13 protein-coding genes are annotated in these 15,602 nt (G+C 46.6%); 9 read left to right on the top strand and 4 right to left on the bottom strand.

Features of this window, described 5'->3' with window-relative positions:
- The first annotated feature begins 198 nt into the window (after window positions 1-198).
- From malT to ABUE30_RS14075, 7 genes are all read left to right on the top strand, one after another.
- The gene (malT, locus tag ABUE30_RS14105; RefSeq protein WP_408624468.1) at window positions 199-2,907 is read left to right on the top strand and encodes an HTH-type transcriptional regulator MalT; all 2,709 of its coding nucleotides are present in this window, start codon (window positions 199-201) and stop codon (window positions 2,905-2,907) included.
- A gap of 197 nt (window positions 2,908-3,104) precedes the next feature.
- Window positions 3,105-5,042, top strand: coding sequence for an alpha-amylase family glycosyl hydrolase (locus tag ABUE30_RS14100; RefSeq protein WP_408624467.1), 1,938 nt, complete (start codon window positions 3,105-3,107; stop codon window positions 5,040-5,042).
- 660 nt (window positions 5,043-5,702) lie between these two features.
- Entirely contained in the window at window positions 5,703-6,821 is a 1,119-nt protein-coding gene (locus ABUE30_RS14095; protein ID WP_408624466.1) for a branched-chain amino acid ABC transporter substrate-binding protein, read from the top strand.
- A 125-nt stretch (window positions 6,822-6,946) separates the two neighbouring features.
- Window positions 6,947-7,873 carry a high-affinity branched-chain amino acid ABC transporter permease LivH gene (gene livH / locus ABUE30_RS14090; protein ID WP_408624465.1) on the top strand — a complete coding sequence of 309 codons (927 nt, stop codon included), beginning with the start codon at window positions 6,947-6,949 and terminating at the stop codon, window positions 7,871-7,873.
- Entirely contained in the window at window positions 7,870-9,135 is a 1,266-nt protein-coding gene (locus tag ABUE30_RS14085; protein WP_408624464.1) for a high-affinity branched-chain amino acid ABC transporter permease LivM, read from the top strand. The genes livH and ABUE30_RS14085 overlap by 4 nt, the downstream gene beginning before the upstream one ends.
- Entirely contained in the window at window positions 9,125-9,895 is a 771-nt protein-coding gene (gene livG / locus ABUE30_RS14080) for a high-affinity branched-chain amino acid ABC transporter ATP-binding protein LivG (protein ID WP_408624463.1), read from the top strand. Before ABUE30_RS14085 ends, livG begins: the two co-directional genes overlap by 11 nt.
- A gap of 5 nt (window positions 9,896-9,900) precedes the next feature.
- Complete coding sequence (locus tag ABUE30_RS14075; RefSeq protein ID WP_408624593.1) at window positions 9,901-10,602, top strand: ABC transporter ATP-binding protein; 702 nt, start codon at window positions 9,901-9,903, stop codon at window positions 10,600-10,602.
- Between the two features lie 654 nt (window positions 10,603-11,256).
- Here the strand turns inward: ABUE30_RS14075 and ABUE30_RS14070 are convergent.
- The 4 genes from ABUE30_RS14070 to ABUE30_RS14055 are packed head-to-tail and all read right to left on the bottom strand — an operon-like array spanning window position 11,257 to window position 14,086.
- Window positions 11,257-11,985, bottom strand: coding sequence for an amino acid ABC transporter ATP-binding protein (locus ABUE30_RS14070; protein ID WP_408624462.1), 729 nt, complete (start codon window positions 11,983-11,985; stop codon window positions 11,257-11,259).
- Window positions 11,972-12,622 (bottom strand): amino acid ABC transporter permease, encoded by a 651-nt coding sequence (locus ABUE30_RS14065; RefSeq protein ID WP_408624461.1) that lies wholly within the window; start codon window positions 12,620-12,622, stop codon window positions 11,972-11,974. Before ABUE30_RS14065 ends, ABUE30_RS14070 begins: the two co-directional genes overlap by 14 nt.
- The gene (locus ABUE30_RS14060) at window positions 12,619-13,287 is read right to left on the bottom strand and encodes an amino acid ABC transporter permease (protein ID WP_408624460.1); all 669 of its coding nucleotides are present in this window, start codon (window positions 13,285-13,287) and stop codon (window positions 12,619-12,621) included. The genes ABUE30_RS14065 and ABUE30_RS14060 overlap by 4 nt, the downstream gene beginning before the upstream one ends.
- A 4-nt stretch (window positions 13,288-13,291) precedes the next feature.
- Window positions 13,292-14,086, bottom strand: a complete 795-nt coding sequence (locus ABUE30_RS14055; protein WP_408624459.1) for a transporter substrate-binding domain-containing protein — start codon at window positions 14,084-14,086, stop codon at window positions 13,292-13,294.
- Window positions 14,087-14,300: 214 nt separating this feature from the next.
- Here ABUE30_RS14055 and hpxZ point away from each other — a divergent pair, with 214 nt between their 5' ends.
- Together hpxZ and ABUE30_RS14045 are read left to right on the top strand one after the other, a co-directional pair.
- Window positions 14,301-14,690 carry an oxalurate catabolism protein HpxZ gene (gene hpxZ, locus ABUE30_RS14050; RefSeq protein ID WP_408624458.1) on the top strand — a complete coding sequence of 130 codons (390 nt, stop codon included), beginning with the start codon at window positions 14,301-14,303 and terminating at the stop codon, window positions 14,688-14,690.
- 50 nt (window positions 14,691-14,740) lie between these two features.
- Entirely contained in the window at window positions 14,741-15,577 is an 837-nt protein-coding gene (locus tag ABUE30_RS14045) for a MurR/RpiR family transcriptional regulator (RefSeq protein WP_408624457.1), read from the top strand.
- The last annotated feature ends 25 nt before the right edge of the window (window positions 15,578-15,602 follow it).

Raw genomic sequence — 15,602 nt, 5'->3', positions numbered from 1 at the left:
GTATGCTGAGGGTTTCTGGGGTATAGAACATCATCCGCTGCTTTATTTTATCGAGGAGGATGATAAAGGCGTAGCAGAAAATGTGAGCTGAACCGCTATATTGGCAGGCATATTACCAGCAGTGTTGCATTCATCGGAGATTTTCGTGAAGTTATTGCGTTCTAATGGATAAGGTTGGAAATTGAACAAGAGGTCGACATGTTATTACCGTCAAAATTGAGTCGTCCCAAACAGTTAAAAAATGTGGTGAGCCGAGCTCGTTTATTACATCATCTCGACGAAGCTGCACGTTATCAGTTGGTGTTAGTTATGGGGCCCGCAGGCTATGGGAAAACGACGCTGGTCGCCCAGTGGGCAGAAAAGCAAGATCATATTGGATGGTTCACCATCGATGAGCGGGATAATCAACTGGATAGTTTTGCCGATTATTTCATTGAGGCCATTCAAAAAGCGACACATGGGTTTTGTAAGCGCAGCTCATCACTCACCCAAAAAAATCAATACGCTAATTTAGTGGGCTTGTTTAGCCAGTTGATTGTGGAACTTTCACAATGGTCTGAATCAGTGTACATGGTGATTGATGATTACCATCTTATTGATAATCAATATATTCATGAAGCGATGCAATTTTTACTTAAGCATCAACCGGATAATCTCACCTTAATTATTTTATCGCGTCATCTGCCTTCACTTGGTGTTGCGAATTTGCGCGTTCGCGAGCAGTTGTTAGAAATTGATAGTCAGCAGTTGTCATTCACTCACGAAGAAGCCCGCCAGTTCTTCGACTATCGCTTATGTGGTCAAGTGGCCAACGAACACAGTGATCGGCTCTGCGATGAGGTTTCAGGGTGGGTCACTGCGCTGCAACTGATTGTCATATCGAGTCATCAAACTGAGCTGTCTGATGAGCGCGATGGCCGAGCCCTCAGTGGTATACAGGCTAACCATTTATCAAGTTACTTAAACGATGAAGTTCTCAGTTGGGTAGATTATAAGACGCGGCAATTTTTATTGCGCTGCTCGATTTTACATTCAATGAATCATTACTTGATCAATTGTGTGACTGAAGAGGAATTTGGTCAGCAGTTGCTCGAACATATTGAGCGGCAAGGATTATTCGTACAACGCATCGATGATGGTGAACAATGGTTTTGCTTCCATCCACTGTTTGCCAATTTTCTGCGCCAGCGCTGTCAATGGGAGTATCCAGACCAGTTACCCAAGTGGCATCGCTATGCCGCCGAAGGGTGGTTGCACCTCGGTTACCCAAGTGAAGCGATCTACCATGCACTGGCCAGTCATGATCAAGCTTTGTTGCTGTCCATTTTGGAACAATATGGTTGGTCTTTGTTTCATCAGAGTGAACTGCAGCTACTGGATAAATGCATGCAGGCGCTGACTGACGAACAACGGATGAGCCGGCCCTCCATGCTACTATTGCAAGCTTGGTTGGCCCAAAGCCAACATCGAGCAGGTGAGGTGGGAAAACTACTTGTTGATGCCAAAAATCATGTCCTTGAGCTGAAATCAGATCGTGAGTTAAAAGGGCAATTTGCGGCTATTCATGCGCAATTATCAGTCAACACCGGGCATCTTGATGAGGCGTTGCAATTAGCCCATCAAGCGTTGGATGAGTTGAATGTCAATGACTATTTCAACCGAATTGTCGCAATATCTGTCACTGCCGAGGTGTTGCACTGTCAAGGCCAGTTAGATAAAGCATTAGCGATGATGCGTCAATGTGAACAGATGGCCATGGAACATGGGGTGTTTCACAATGGATTATGGTCACTGATCCAGCAAAGTGAGATCCTCATTGCTAAGGGCATGTTGCAGCAGGCCTTTGATGTTCAAGAGCAAGCATTTGAGCTGATTGAGGCGCAGCATCTTCATCAACTCCCATTACATGAGTTTGTTTGTCGGCTCCGCTCACAGTTATTGTGGTCGTGGGGGCATTTAGATGACGCTGAAAAAGCCGCTCGTAAAGGTTTAGATGTGATGACTCATTATCCACCCAAACAGCAATTACAATGTTTGGCGATGTTGGCTAAATGCGCTTTGGCGCGAGGTGATCTGGACAATGCCCGAACCTTTTTAAGTCGCTGTGAAAACTTGCTCAATCGAGGCGACTATCATACCGATTGGGTCACCAATACTGACAAAGCGCGGGTGATCTATTGGCAAATGGTTGATGATAAGTTAGCCGCGCAGCGATGGCTTGATGGGAATGCGCCGGATGATGGCGCTGATAATCACTTTTTACAAGGTAAATGGCGTAACATTGCCAGAGCCCATATTTTACTAGAGCAATATACGCAGGCGCAGACAATTTTAAGCAAGCTCAACGAGTGTGCGCGGCAACTGCAATTAACGTGTGATATCAACCGCAACTTATTACTGCTGAACTTACTTCATGATAAACAAGGTCTGCGCGCTCAGGCGCAAGATGATTTGATCGAAGCGCTGAATTTGGCCTGTCGCACCGGATTTATCAGCCACTTTGTGATTGAAGGCGAGGTGATGGCTAAACAGCTTCGCCAACTATTACAATTGGATGTGTTAGAGCCACTAGCGATGCAACGTGCACAATCGATCCTACGGCAAATCAATCAATATTATCGCCATAAGTTCGCCCACTTTGACGAAAACTTTGTGACTCGTTTACTAGAGCATCCCAATGTGCCTGAGTTGATTCGCATTAGCCCCTTGACGCAGCGTGAGTGGCAAGTGTTGGGGCTTATCTATTCGGGTTATAGCAATGAGCAGATTGCCCAAGAGTTGAATGTAGCGGCGACGACCATCAAGACCCATATCCGTAATTTATATCAAAAATTGGATGTAAATCACCGCCGAGAAGCTGTCAGCCAAGCACACTATTTTTTAGAAGTGATGGGATATGCCAGTTAAACCTTGATCGGGGGACTCATTATCTGGACTCCTCCTGCTTTTTTTTAAAAAAGGAGGACGCGCTGATACGCTCTTTGACGGATGCTTGAACACTGACTACTCACTAGGAGACGATTGTGAACGGGCGCCGTTATCTATTGAAATTTATCGTATGTTTAGTCTGCTTGGGCATACTGAGCACGGAGGTTCAGGCAAAGATGAATCATGCAATCTGTCAACTTGCCAACCATCAATCGATCAATCAGCTGCGTATTTATGAAATTATGGTCGAGAGTTTTGTCGATGGCGATCCTGCGATTAGCTATAAAGTGGGCTATGGTCCAAGCCATCACAGTGGCGATTTACAAGGTGTGATCGATTCTCTGGGCTATATCAAACAACTGGGGATGAATGCTATTTGGCTCACCCCTATCTTTGAATCGAAGCCGATACTTGGCCAGACGTTGTCCGCTTCAAAGCTGGATGCCACCGGTTATTATGCGAGTAATTATTTTAAGATAGACCCGCGGGTTGGCACCTTGCAAAAAGCGAAAGAGTTGGTTAAAAAAGCGCATCAATTAGGGCTCTATGTCTTTTTCGATGGTGTTTTTGGTCACCATAAAGCCAATATTGAACCCTCACCATTTGGCCTTTTACCTGATGGTAGCGCCGATCATGTGCGCTATCCACAGAGCCTTAAATTTTATCAAGAAGTGATTAATTATTGGACCAAGACGCTTAAAATTGATGGATGGCGTTTAGATCAGGCCTATCAAGTGCCACCGCAAGATTGGGTGAAGCTGCGTCAAAGCGTTGAGCAAGCGTCTCAATCAGTCAGTTACCTCAATGCCAAAGGACAATCGGTGCATCCACTGGGGTATATGGTCGCTGAAGTGTGGTCCAGTAATTCCCATTATATTACCCAATCAGTCTATGGCTCGGATAACGCGCCTGTCTTGTGTTCGGCTTTTGCTTTTCCGCTGCGCTATCGGCTGGTGGAAACCTTCGCCGTTAATGAAAATAGCGTTGGCCACAAAGGTGGACGTTGGTTAGCCGATGGTCTGAATTTGCAAGATAATTACCCTGAGCACGCACATCCGAATTTAATGCTAGGTAATCACGATCTGGTGCGCTTTGGCGATCTATTGCAGCGCGGGTTAATTGCAGACCCCAAAGAGCCGATTTATTGGCAGCGTCACAAAGCGGCTTTGTCTTTTCTAGCCGCCTATACTGGTCCTGTTACCTTATATTATGGCGAAGAGATTGGTGAGCAGGTGCCTAATTTTGATGTCAAAGTTCCCTCAGACATTTGTGTATCTATGGGCCTGTGTGATGATCATGTGGCGCGCTCTAGTGCTCGTATTGCAGGGGTGAATACCAAACTCAGCCGCCAAGAAAAAGCCTTGCATCGTTATGTGCAGCAGTTATTTACACTGCGTAGTGTCCATCCGGCATTATATGATGGCACGCGCATTAATTTGGTGGCCAATCAGCAGGTATTTATCGACTACAAACAAAAAGGCGATGATAGGATTATCTACATGGTGAGTACTAACCAAAAGGCTCAGCAAGTCGTGTTATCTAAAGCGCAAAGTGGCTCGCAGGGCAAATTGGTCGATATGCTGACATCAGAGTCGTTCAATGCCAGTGCCCAAGGCCTCTACCATATCCCTTTGTCAGGATATGGGGCGCGGTTTTTACAGGTGACTCACCCCTCAAAAGCGGGGCCAACGGTGATGGCTCATCACACGGTGATGCATTTAGATGGGCCGCTTGGCAGTTGCCAGCGCCCCGACAAAGCCGGTGGGCCGTTATCTCAGCCGCTGTTCTTGGTGGGCGATTTTCTTGATTCACACTGGCAATTTATGCCAACACGTCAGTTTCGCTATAAAGGCAATGGGCTTTATCAATTGGTTTCGGATGAACTTGCCGGTGACTATCATTTCCAATATGCCAGCCAAGGGTGGAAACCTCAATATACGGCGCAACAACTGGAATTGACGATTGCAAAACCCAAAGGGTTTAAGCAGGGTGGTTATGGGCAAGATACCGTGGCTATTTTACCCCAAAATGGTCGTTACATCTGGAGTTTGCAATTTAATCCAGATGGGACAGCCAAACAAATTGCCTTCGCTTTGTGCCCAATGAGTCACTAAGTCGTGATACTCACTATCAATGCCACGCGGTTGCTGGGCGATCGCGTGCATGTATCAGCACTAGTTAATATTACATTCATCAAAAAAGTTTTTTGCGACATTTGGTTGTACAGTACTTTATTGAGTCAGCACTTAAGGCAAATTCTTGGCGCCAAAGTCAAAGAACTGAATGGGAATACTCGCATGGGATCTTCCCGATTATTTGTCAGTGATAACTTCTGCTGATTACCGCTCGCTGTGCGAAGCAATATGTCGCATCACTCCTCTAACTCTCTACCACCTAACCCCCATTACTGGGTGGGCATTGCTAGATGTCCGAGCTGTTACTGGCAAGAAACATCGCTGTTGACGCTTTTTTTGAGTAATAGCAAAGTAAGGGGTTTCTGCTATTTTATTGTACAAATGTAGTTTGATAATCCAAATTGTTACCGGGTGTTTAAAAATAACAAACTATTTTATATGAAACTATAGATTATTCAGCTGTCGAATTTGGTAACTACCCTATAAAGCGCTTATTTGGCACTTGCTCCATACTTGTTGTTTGAGGTACAAAAGTGCTCAAGCAGTCAAATTCTAATCTAGAACTGCCGTGACAGGTTGCTTTAACCTGCATTTTGCAAACACATACCACCACCGAAGTGTGGTGACAGGGAGTATCTCATGAAAAAATGGACTTGTTCGAGCGCTGCGCTGGCTGTTGCGTGCGCGCTATGGGGCGCGTCGTTTAGCGTATCTGCGGCTGATACCATCAAAATAGCGATTGCTGGACCAGAAACTGGCCCCGTGGCGCAATATGGTGATATGGAATTTAATGGCGCGCATGCGGCGATTGAAATGATCAATAAAGCGGGTGGCATTGATGGTAAAAAAATCGAGGAGGTTGACTACGATGATGCCTGCGAACCTAAACAAGCGGTAGCGGTGGCAAACCGTGTGGTCAATGATGATATCCATTTTGTAGTTGGGCATTTATGTTCAGGTGCAACCCAGCCGGCCTCGGATGTCTATGAAGATGAAGGGGTGTTAATGGTTACGCCAGCAGCGACTAGCCCCACGATTACCGCTCGTGGTTATCAGATGATCTTTCGCACGATTGGGCTCGATAGCGCTCAAGGCCCAACGGCAGGTAAGTATATTATTGAACATATCAAACCCAAACGAGTAGCGATTATTCACGATAAGCAGCAGTACGGTGAAGGGATAGCGACCTCTGTAAAAGAAACCCTGGAAAAGGCTGGCGTGAAAGTGGTCTCGTTTGATGGGATTACTGCAGGCAGCAAAGATTTCTCGGCGCTCATTGCTAAACTCAAACAAGAACAGGCTGATTTCGTTTATTACGGAGGCTATCATCCCGAGCTAGGGTTGATTCTGCGTCAATCGGCAGAAAAAGGTTTTAAAGCCCAATTTATGGGACCTGAAGGCGTCGGCAATAAGGATCTATCCGCAATTGCAGGCAAAGCGTCTGAAGGACTGATTGTCACATTGCCCAAACAGTACGATAAAACCCCCGAAAACGAAGCGATCGTCAACTTGATCAAAAGCGAAGGTAAAGATCCAAGCGGGCCCTTTGTCTGGACCTCGTATGCGGCGGTACAATCCATTGCTGCTGCCATCAAAAATGCGGGTGATGACCCACAAGCTGCCGCTGATTATCTGCGCTCACACTCGGTCAAAACAGTAATGGGACCGTTGCAGTGGGATAAAAAAGGCGATCTAAAAGGATTCTCGTTCGGCGTATTCCGCTGGCATGCCGACGCTTCATCCACTGAACTGCAATAATATCTATCGATAAAAGGGGTGCAGCTCGCCCCTTTTGACATTGATAATAGGATCTCACCGAGGATGCGTTAGCGCGCCGAATCGGTGTGGCTCCTTTGCGGTTACGCTATTGGTTTGAGGCGGTTATGTCAGAACATCTATTTTACCTAATTCAACAATTGCTCAATGGCTTAACGCTCGGCAGCAGCTATGCGCTAATCGCCATTGGTTACACCATGGTCTATGGCATCATCGGCATGATCAATTTTGCCCATGGGGAGATTTATATGATCGGCACCTACATCGCTTTTGTGGTGTTATCGGCGCTGATGATGGCCGGATTCGATAATGTCCCATTATTATTTATAGGGGCGTTTGCGATCAGTATGTTGGTGACCAGTGTCTATGGCTGGACGATTGAACGTGTGGCCTATCGACCACTTCGCGGTGGGAATCGGCTGATTCCGCTTATCTCTGCGATTGGGATGTCGATCTTTTTACAAAATTTAGTCCGTACTGCTCAAGGGAGCCGTGATATTGCGTTGCCTGTGTTAGTGCATGGCGGATGGGTGATTGGCCCTGATCAAGGTTTTCATATCACCTTGTCGTATATGCAAGTGGTGATCTTTGCCGTTACTTTTTTAGCAATGACTATTTTGTCACTCTATATTTCCCGTTCGCGAATGGGTCAAGCTTGCCGCGCCTGTTCCGAAGATATGGGAATGGCGGCCTTATTAGGGATCGACACCAATAAAGTAGTTGCGTTTACCTTTGTGGTGGGGGCTGCGTTGGCGTCAATCGCTGGGGTGTTGCTTGGCACCTATTATGGGGTGGTCAATCCATATGTTGGTTTTATTGCGGGGATTAAAGCCTTTACCGCGGCGGTGCTCGGTGGGATTGGATCGATTCCTGGAGCGGTTTTAGGGGGGCTGTTATTAGGGATCACTGAAGCGCTAACGGCCGGTTATTTGAGCCCAGAATATTCCGACGTGGTCTCCTTCTTATTGTTGTGTTTGGTTTTGTTGTTCTTACCTACAGGGATTTTAGGCCGCCCGGAGGTTGAAAAAGTATGAAACATCTTCAATTCAAATCAGCACTTGGATCGGCTGGGGTGTTTTTAATTTTAGCGGGCTGGTTACTGGGTATTCGTTTGCAGCAATCACCGCAAGGACTGACCCTTGCGTGGTCGGATCAGGCGCGTTGGCTGCTGTTAGCGAGTGGTTGTGTGGTGGTCTTTATCGTTCAGTTATTTCACCAGCCACTTCGTCTGGGATGGCAGCGGCTTAAACCGAAGCGGCATTATGCTTTACCTTCACCGCAGGAAACACCGCGGTTGTACCGCTATCTAGTGTGTGGGGGCGCGTTCATTGCATTGATATGGCCCTTTATGGTCTCACGCGGGGCGGTTGATCTGGCAACGCTCACTTTTATCTATGTGATGCTGGGATTAGGCCTGAATGTCGTGGTTGGGTTGGCGGGACTACTCGATTTAGGTTACGTCGGCTTTTATGCGGTGGGCGCCTACAGTTATGCGCTGTTAAACCACTATGCTGGACTTGGGTTTTGGACCTGTTTACCGATTGCGGGTGTATTCGCTGGATTTTTCGGGTTTATTCTAGGCTTTCCGGTATTGCGTTTACGGGGTGATTACTTAGCTATTGTGACTTTAGGCTTTGGTGAAATCATCCGCATTATGCTTAATAACCTCACCGATTTAACCGGTGGGCCGAATGGTATTGGCGGAATACCGAAACCTACCCTATTTGGTTTGGAGTTTAGTCGCCATGCCCGTGATGGGGGATGGGATACCTTCGATCACTTTTTTGGATTGCATTACAACTCGGATCATAAGGTTATCTTTTTGTATCTGATGGCATTGTTGCTGGTGGCGCTCACACTCTTTGTGGTGAATCGGCTATTGCGTATGCCGGTTGGCCGTGCTTGGGAGGCATTGCGGGAAGATGAAATAGCGTGCCGTTCTTTGGGGTTAAATCCAACCGTCATTAAACTGACCGCGTTTACGATTGGGGCTAGCTTTGCCGGTTTTGCGGGCAGCTTTTTTGCTGCTCGTCAGGGCTTTATCAGTCCGGAATCGTTCACCTTTATGGAGTCGGCGATCATCTTGGCGATCGTGGTGTTAGGGGGAATGGGCTCACAAGTTGGGGTGGTATTAGCCGCAATTATCATGACGGTTGTTCCGGAGTTGGCGCGTGAGTTTAGTGAATATCGCATGGTGCTGTTTGGACTGATGATGGTACTGATGATGATCTGGCGTCCGCAAGGGTTAATCCCCATGAGTCGACCGAAAATGGAGTTAAGTGTCGATGAATCATGAATCGTTATTAAAAGTAACTGATCTCACTATGCGCTTTGGTGGGCTGGTGGCGGTGGATCGTGTAACGCTCGATATTAAACCCCAGCAGGTGGTGTCGATTATCGGGCCAAACGGCGCCGGTAAAACGACGGTATTTAACTGTATTACTGGATTCTATAAACCGACTGGCGGAGAGGTTTGGTTTCATGGCAAGGCCATCCAAGGGTTACCCGGTTATAAAATTGCGCGTCAAGGAATGGTACGAACCTTCCAGCATGTCCGGTTATTTAAAGAGATGACGGTGATAGAAAACTTATTAATTGCTCAGCACCAACATTTAAATACCAATCTGTTTGCCGGATTATTGCAAACGCCGAAGTTTCGTCAAAGTGAAAAAAAGGCATTAGAGCGCGCAAAATATTGGCTGAAGAAAGTTGACTTGCTCGGATCGGCTAATCGTTTAGCGGCTAATTTGGCTTATGGTCAGCAGCGACGACTGGAGATTGCCCGTTGTATGGTCACCGAACCGAAGTTATTGATGCTCGATGAGCCCGCCGCAGGTTTAAACCCGCGTGAAACGGCCGACTTAAATGTCCTCATCGATGGACTCCGTGTTAATGAGCGAATTTCGGTGGTATTGATTGAACACGATATGAAGTTGGTGATGGATATCTCTGATTATATTTATGTGGTCAACCAAGGCCGGCCATTGGCCGATGGTACGCCCGAACAAGTACGTGCGAATCCCGATGTGATCAAAGCCTACTTGGGAGAGTCATAATGAGTATGCTGAAATTTAGTCATGTGAGTACCCACTATGGCCCTATCCAGGCATTAGATGATGTATCGCTGCATGTTGAAGAGGGCGAAATCGTCAGCTTAATTGGCGCCAATGGTGCTGGCAAAACGACCTTACTGATGACACTTTGCGGTGAGCCTCGGGCAAGTCAAGGGGATATCTATTTGGCCGAACAATCCATTACGCATTGGCAAACCTCACTGATTATGCGCTCTGGTGTTGCGATTGTACCTGAGGGGCGGCGTATTTTTTCTCGCTTAACAGTGGAAGAAAATCTCTACATGGGCGCTTTTTTTGCCACAGTGAGTGAAAAAATTGAACTCACCCAACAGATGTTTGATCTTTTTCCCCGTTTAAAAGAGCGTCGTGGTCAGCGTGCTGGCACGATGTCAGGGGGTGAACAGCAGATGCTCGCGGTGGCTCGAGCTCTTATGAGTCAGCCGAAGCTGTTGCTTTTGGATGAACCCTCACTCGGTCTAGCACCGATTATCATCGCCCAGATCTTTGCCACCATTGAGCGGCTACGCCGTGATGGCATGACTATTTTTTTGGTCGAACAAAATGCCAATCAGGCGCTTAAATTAGCTGACCGAGGCTATGTTCTAGAAAATGGTCGTATTGTGCTTGAAGATAGCGGCGAGGCATTGCTTAGTAACCCACAGGTACAAAGCGCTTATCTGGGAGGATAATGCGGTGTTGTGCAACTCGCTCTGCTCGATAAAAGCCCCAATCCTAGCGATTGGGGCTCCGTTTATAGTGGTTAGATACTTATTTCTGAAGTCTGTATATGCGACATTGTGGCGGGATGTTTGATCATCAGCCCTTGGTTGCTAACAGCGGCTGCTGCGCCACTGATAAGGAGTGAGAAATTAGCCAAGTCGGTAAATACGAAGGTAGTGAGAATGGATGTAACGCTTGCGAGCCGCCACACCCAGATAGCTTTGGGGGTCCAACCTTTGGTATATCAATAATGACGGTGTGTTGATTCACTATATAAATCGGAAGTATTGATCTGTTGGTGTTTAATTTTGTAGTAATCAACGATCACAATGCTATATAAAGGGCCGATTAGCGCAGCGAGTTTTACGACTATTGAAAAGATAATTTTGACTGTTTGATGAAGAAGGTGCTGAGCACCCTAAAATGATGGTGATTAGCTTGCATTGCCGGATTACTGAGCGAGCGTCACGGTTTAAAGCGCTGCAATGGTTTCTTGATTATGTCCAATCCAAAACCTGATGTATGGTTTGCCCAGCGCATTGATATTGCTGATTATTGGATGATACACCATCCATTTACAGGAGTATAAGTAGCACTTTGGCGCTACTTATACGGTCTGCTTATTACAAAACAGCTTGAATAAAGCTTTGTAACTCTGGGGTTTTCGGCGCGGCGAAGACTTCTTTTGCGGGGCCTGTTTCCCAGACTTTACCGTGATGCATAAAGACCAGTCGATCCCCGACATCGCGGGCAAAATTCATCTCATGGGTGACTAAAATCAAGGTCATCCCTTCGGCTTTTAGCTGCGCTAATACTTTGAGGACTTCACCGACCAACTCAGGGTCGAGTGCTGAGGTGATTTCATCGCACAATAGCGCTTTGGGTTTCATCGCTAACGCTCTGGCAATGGCCACTCGCTGCTGCTGGCCACCAGAGAGACTACTGGGAAATTGGTCGGCCTTATCGGCTAAACCTACTTTGGCTAGGACCTCTTTTGCTTGCTCTCGTGCTTGCGAAGCGGTGCATTTAAGCACTAATTTAGGTGCCAGCATGATGTTCTCAGCTACAGTTAAATGCGGGAAGAGATTGAAGTTTTGAAAGATCATGCCAATGCTATGGCTTAATTCTAATAGGTGGCGCTCATCATTATCGACGGCTTGGCCATCCACTATAATCGCTCCTTCACTGAACTGCTCCAAGCCATTAATGCAGCGCAATAGAGTACTTTTGCCTGAGCCGCTACGACCAATAATTGAGATCACTTCTCCGGCAGCAGCTTTCAGGTCGACACCTTTGAGAACATGATTATCCCCATAAAATTTATGTACTTGTTCGATACTAATCAGAGACATTGAGTTTCTTCTCCAAATACTGACTGGCTAATGAAAGTGGGTAGCAGATAACAAAATAGATCAGCGCGACCATGGCAAACACCTTAAACGGTTGAAACGTCGCATTGTTAAGCATGGTGCCAGCTTTAGTCAGTTCGACAAAGCCGATGATCGAGGTTAGCGCTGTACCTTTGACAATTTGCACGCTGAATCCAACCGTCGGGGCGATGGCAAGGCGCAGCGCTTGGGGCAAAATGACATGGCGCATAGTTTGCGTAAAGTTAATGCCTAAACAACGTGCTGCTTCCCATTGCCCTTTGGGCAATGACTCGACGCAGCCGCGCCAAATATCGGTTAAAAATGCACTACTAAAGCAGATTAACGAAATGCTCGCAGCGGTCCACGCGTTGACATCCAAACCAATCAAAGAGAGGCCAAAGAACATGATAAACAGTTGCATTAGCAGTGGTGTTCCCTGAAACAGTTCGACATAGACTTTCACTAATTTGACGACGAGTTGTCGGCGAGATAGACGTAAGAACGTTAATGCAAGTGCGATTAAACCTCCGCCCATAAATGCAATCAAAGATAATAAAAGTGTCCAGCGTGAGGCCATTAACAAGTTGTGGAGGATATCCCAGTTACTAAATTGCATCATAATGAGGCCCCTCGAAAGAGTCGTTTTGCCAATCGATTGAGTAGCTGACGCATACCTATTGCTAGAACAAGATATATACCGGTTGCGACAAAATAAGACTCAAAACTTAGAAAGGTTCGTGATTGCACAAAGTTTGCCGCATAGGTGAGCTCTTCAACTGAAATTTGCGAGATCACCGATGAACCAAGCATGACAATGATGCACTGGCCGATGAGTGGCGTATAGATACGCATAAAGGCGGGGGGAATGACAATTCGCCAAAAAATTTGGGTGCGATTTAACCCGAGCGTTCGGCCTGCTTCATACTGACCTTTGGCTGTAGCATTGATCCCTGAGCGAATGATCTCCGCGCTATAGGCGCCAAGGTTAACGATCATCGACATCAATCCTGCCGCCCACGCCGACAGCTGTAACCCCAGTGACGACACCCCAAAGTAGATAAAAAACAGCTGTACGATAAATGGTGTGTTACGGATCACTTCAATATAAAACCCCGCTAGGATACGCAAAGGGCGATGACAACTCACTCGAGCTCCTGCGGTGAGTGTCCCCAGCACAATGCCGCCAATGGTTGCGATGATGGTCAATTCTATCGTCAACCATAAACCGTGCAAAAACTGCGGCCAATAAGGCAGCAGTCCCGCAAAATTGAGGTGGTAGTTCATCCGCTTAACCTTGTTGGGCAAAGTCTGCAGGCAGCGGTGCCTTGAGCCATTTCTGTGAGATTGAACTCAATGTGCCATCTTGTAGTGCTTGAGTAATTAACGCGTTAATTTTTGCTTTAAGAGCTGGTTCATTTTTAGCTAAACCTACATAGCAAGGTGAGTTCTTCAGGGCAAATTTAGTCGTTGGTATCCGATTTGGGTTGCGATGGGCTATTGCTGCGACGACCAAATTTCCGGTTGCGATAAGATTAACCTGTCCAGAGAGATAAGCGGACAAGGTCGTGTTGTTATCTTCAAAACGTTTAATATTGGCTGAAGGTGGTGCGATTTTACTCAGACGCATATCTTCGATTGCGCCGCGGGTCACGCCAATGGTTTTACCCGCAAGGTCAGCGGGTTTACTGACGGGGATATCTTTGAGGCCAAAGACTCCTAAGAAAAAAGGTGCATAAGCGCGGCTAAAATCGATTACTTTTTCCCGTTTGGCATTTTTGCCTAAGCTTGAAATCACCAAATCAGCGCGGCCAGTTAATAGATAAGGGATCCGGTTGGCACTCGTTACTGGAATCAGTTTGAGTTTTACCTTCAGCTGTTTGGCCAGATAAGCCGCCATATCAATATCATAGCCATGCGGGCGCATGTCCGTTCCTACTGACCCAAATGGCGGAAAATCTTGAGGGACAGCGACCTTGAGCTCACCACTTTTTATGATCGCATCGAGTGTATTGGCGTGGGCGTAGCTGGTCACCAACGTAACGGTTAGTAACACCAAACGCAGTATCCGTATGCTGAATTTCATCTATAACTCCTGATTATTTTATCTAGCCGTTAAATAGAAACTAAAGTTTTATTAATTAGTTTATAAAAACTATCGTTTCTAACGTGCAAGCAATTCATGTACCATAATGACAAGCCTAGTCTGGCGGCTTTAGCGTCAAATTAGCACGCTGGATTAGATAGGTATGGTGCACTAAAAGTGTGCATATGGATCGAATTGGTGAGAGGAAAAGTTGATGATTATTAATCATCCTGATGTGGTTGCGAAGGTTCGCGAACAAGTACTGCGTTATGAAAAAGCGCTCATCAGTAATGATATCAAAGAACTCGATGAACTCTTTTGGGATAGCCCGTATACCGTGCGTTTAGGGGGAAAAGAAAATTTATTTGGTTACTCGCAGATCCAAGCTTTTCGGCAGGGCCGAGCATCTCGTGGGCTTGATCGAACGATTGAGCAGATAAGCATTGTGGCGTTTGGCTCAGAAATGGCTTGCGCCCATGTGATTTTCTCGCGTCGAGGCGAACCTCTTGGAAGGCAAACCCAAACTTGGGTTAAACTAGAGGGCGTCTGGCGGGTTGTTAGTGCCCATGTTTCAGCTATGATGAGCGATTGCTCGACAGCTTGACGTATCAGCAAATAGATTGATGCGTATGATTAGACAAGGAATAATGAATGATGGCTAGTTCTGAACTTGCTCAGCGAATTTGTCAGTATCTCGAGCGGCTAAGCCCTAAAGAGCGCCAACTCGCCGACTTTTTACTCACCCATGAAGCTGAATTGGCTATCTACTCTAGTGCCGATATGGCACGCTTGGCTGATGTATCAAAACCCGTGGTCAGCCGTTTTTTTAAACGCTTAGGTTATGAGAGTTTTGCACAGGTACGAAGCAATCTGCGCCGTGACGTTTCCTCTGGCTCGCCGCAATTTGTAGATTTGGACAACAATTTAGAGCAGCTATTGAGCGCGCATCAAGCGCAAGAAACTCGCAATTGGCAACAAACCTTACTCGGGCTGCAAAGCCAGCCATTAGATGCGATTGTCAGCGCATTGCTACAATCATCTCGGGTGTTGGTGATAGGCCAACGTAATAGTTATCCGGTGGCACTGCACTGGCGCCAACAGTTAATTCAAATGCGTCGTAGCGTGTGGTTAGCGCCACAGCCAGGACAAACTTTAGCCGAAGAGATCACTGATCTTGCGTTTGATGACTTAGTCGTAGTGGTGGCGCTTAGTCGACGGGCTAAAGTAATTAAAGCTTTACTGCGAGCGCTCTCGAGTAGCGAGGCAAAGGTGTTACTGGTGACAGACCCTTCAGGGCTGGAATTAACAACGTATGCTGATTGGACGTTACCCTGTCATCAACTGAGCCCCGGTGGTTTTGCCTCGTATGCCAGCGCCATGGCACTGGTTAATGTGGTCTGTAATTTGTGTTTGAACGTTTCACATAAACCACGGATTAGCCAAATCGATCAGAGTTATCAGGATCTCGATGAATTAGATACTACGCTTTGAAACCAGATTTAAAATAAAGAAATTT

This window comes from Celerinatantimonas yamalensis (assembly GCF_046054155.1).
Taxonomy (GTDB): Bacteria; Pseudomonadota; Gammaproteobacteria; order Enterobacterales; family Celerinatantimonadaceae; genus Celerinatantimonas; species Celerinatantimonas yamalensis.
The sequence above is the reverse complement of the archived record's forward strand: the minus strand, read 5'-3'. Positions and strand labels throughout refer to the sequence as shown.

Bases quoted from the DNA above. Each gene is read 5' to 3' on its own strand.
- malT (WP_408624468.1), top strand. From the start codon at position 199: ATGTTATTACCGTCAAAATTGAGTCGTCCCAAACAGTTAAAAAATGTG.
- ABUE30_RS14100 (WP_408624467.1), top strand. From the start codon at position 3,105: ATGAATCATGCAATCTGTCAACTTGCCAACCATCAATCGATCAATCAG.
- ABUE30_RS14095 (WP_408624466.1), top strand. From the start codon at position 5,703: ATGAAAAAATGGACTTGTTCGAGCGCTGCGCTGGCTGTTGCGTGCGCG.
- livH (WP_408624465.1), top strand. From the start codon at position 6,947: ATGTCAGAACATCTATTTTACCTAATTCAACAATTGCTCAATGGCTTA.
- ABUE30_RS14085 (WP_408624464.1), top strand. From the start codon at position 7,870: ATGAAACATCTTCAATTCAAATCAGCACTTGGATCGGCTGGGGTGTTT.
- livG (WP_408624463.1), top strand. From the start codon at position 9,125: ATGAATCATGAATCGTTATTAAAAGTAACTGATCTCACTATGCGCTTT.
- ABUE30_RS14075 (WP_408624593.1), top strand. From the start codon at position 9,901: ATGCTGAAATTTAGTCATGTGAGTACCCACTATGGCCCTATCCAGGCA.
- ABUE30_RS14070 (WP_408624462.1), bottom strand. From the start codon at position 11,985: ATGTCTCTGATTAGTATCGAACAAGTACATAAATTTTATGGGGATAAT.
- ABUE30_RS14065 (WP_408624461.1), bottom strand. From the start codon at position 12,622: ATGATGCAATTTAGTAACTGGGATATCCTCCACAACTTGTTAATGGCC.
- ABUE30_RS14060 (WP_408624460.1), bottom strand. From the start codon at position 13,287: ATGAACTACCACCTCAATTTTGCGGGACTGCTGCCTTATTGGCCGCAG.
- ABUE30_RS14055 (WP_408624459.1), bottom strand. From the start codon at position 14,086: ATGAAATTCAGCATACGGATACTGCGTTTGGTGTTACTAACCGTTACG.
- hpxZ (WP_408624458.1), top strand. From the start codon at position 14,301: ATGATTATTAATCATCCTGATGTGGTTGCGAAGGTTCGCGAACAAGTA.
- ABUE30_RS14045 (WP_408624457.1), top strand. From the start codon at position 14,741: ATGGCTAGTTCTGAACTTGCTCAGCGAATTTGTCAGTATCTCGAGCGG.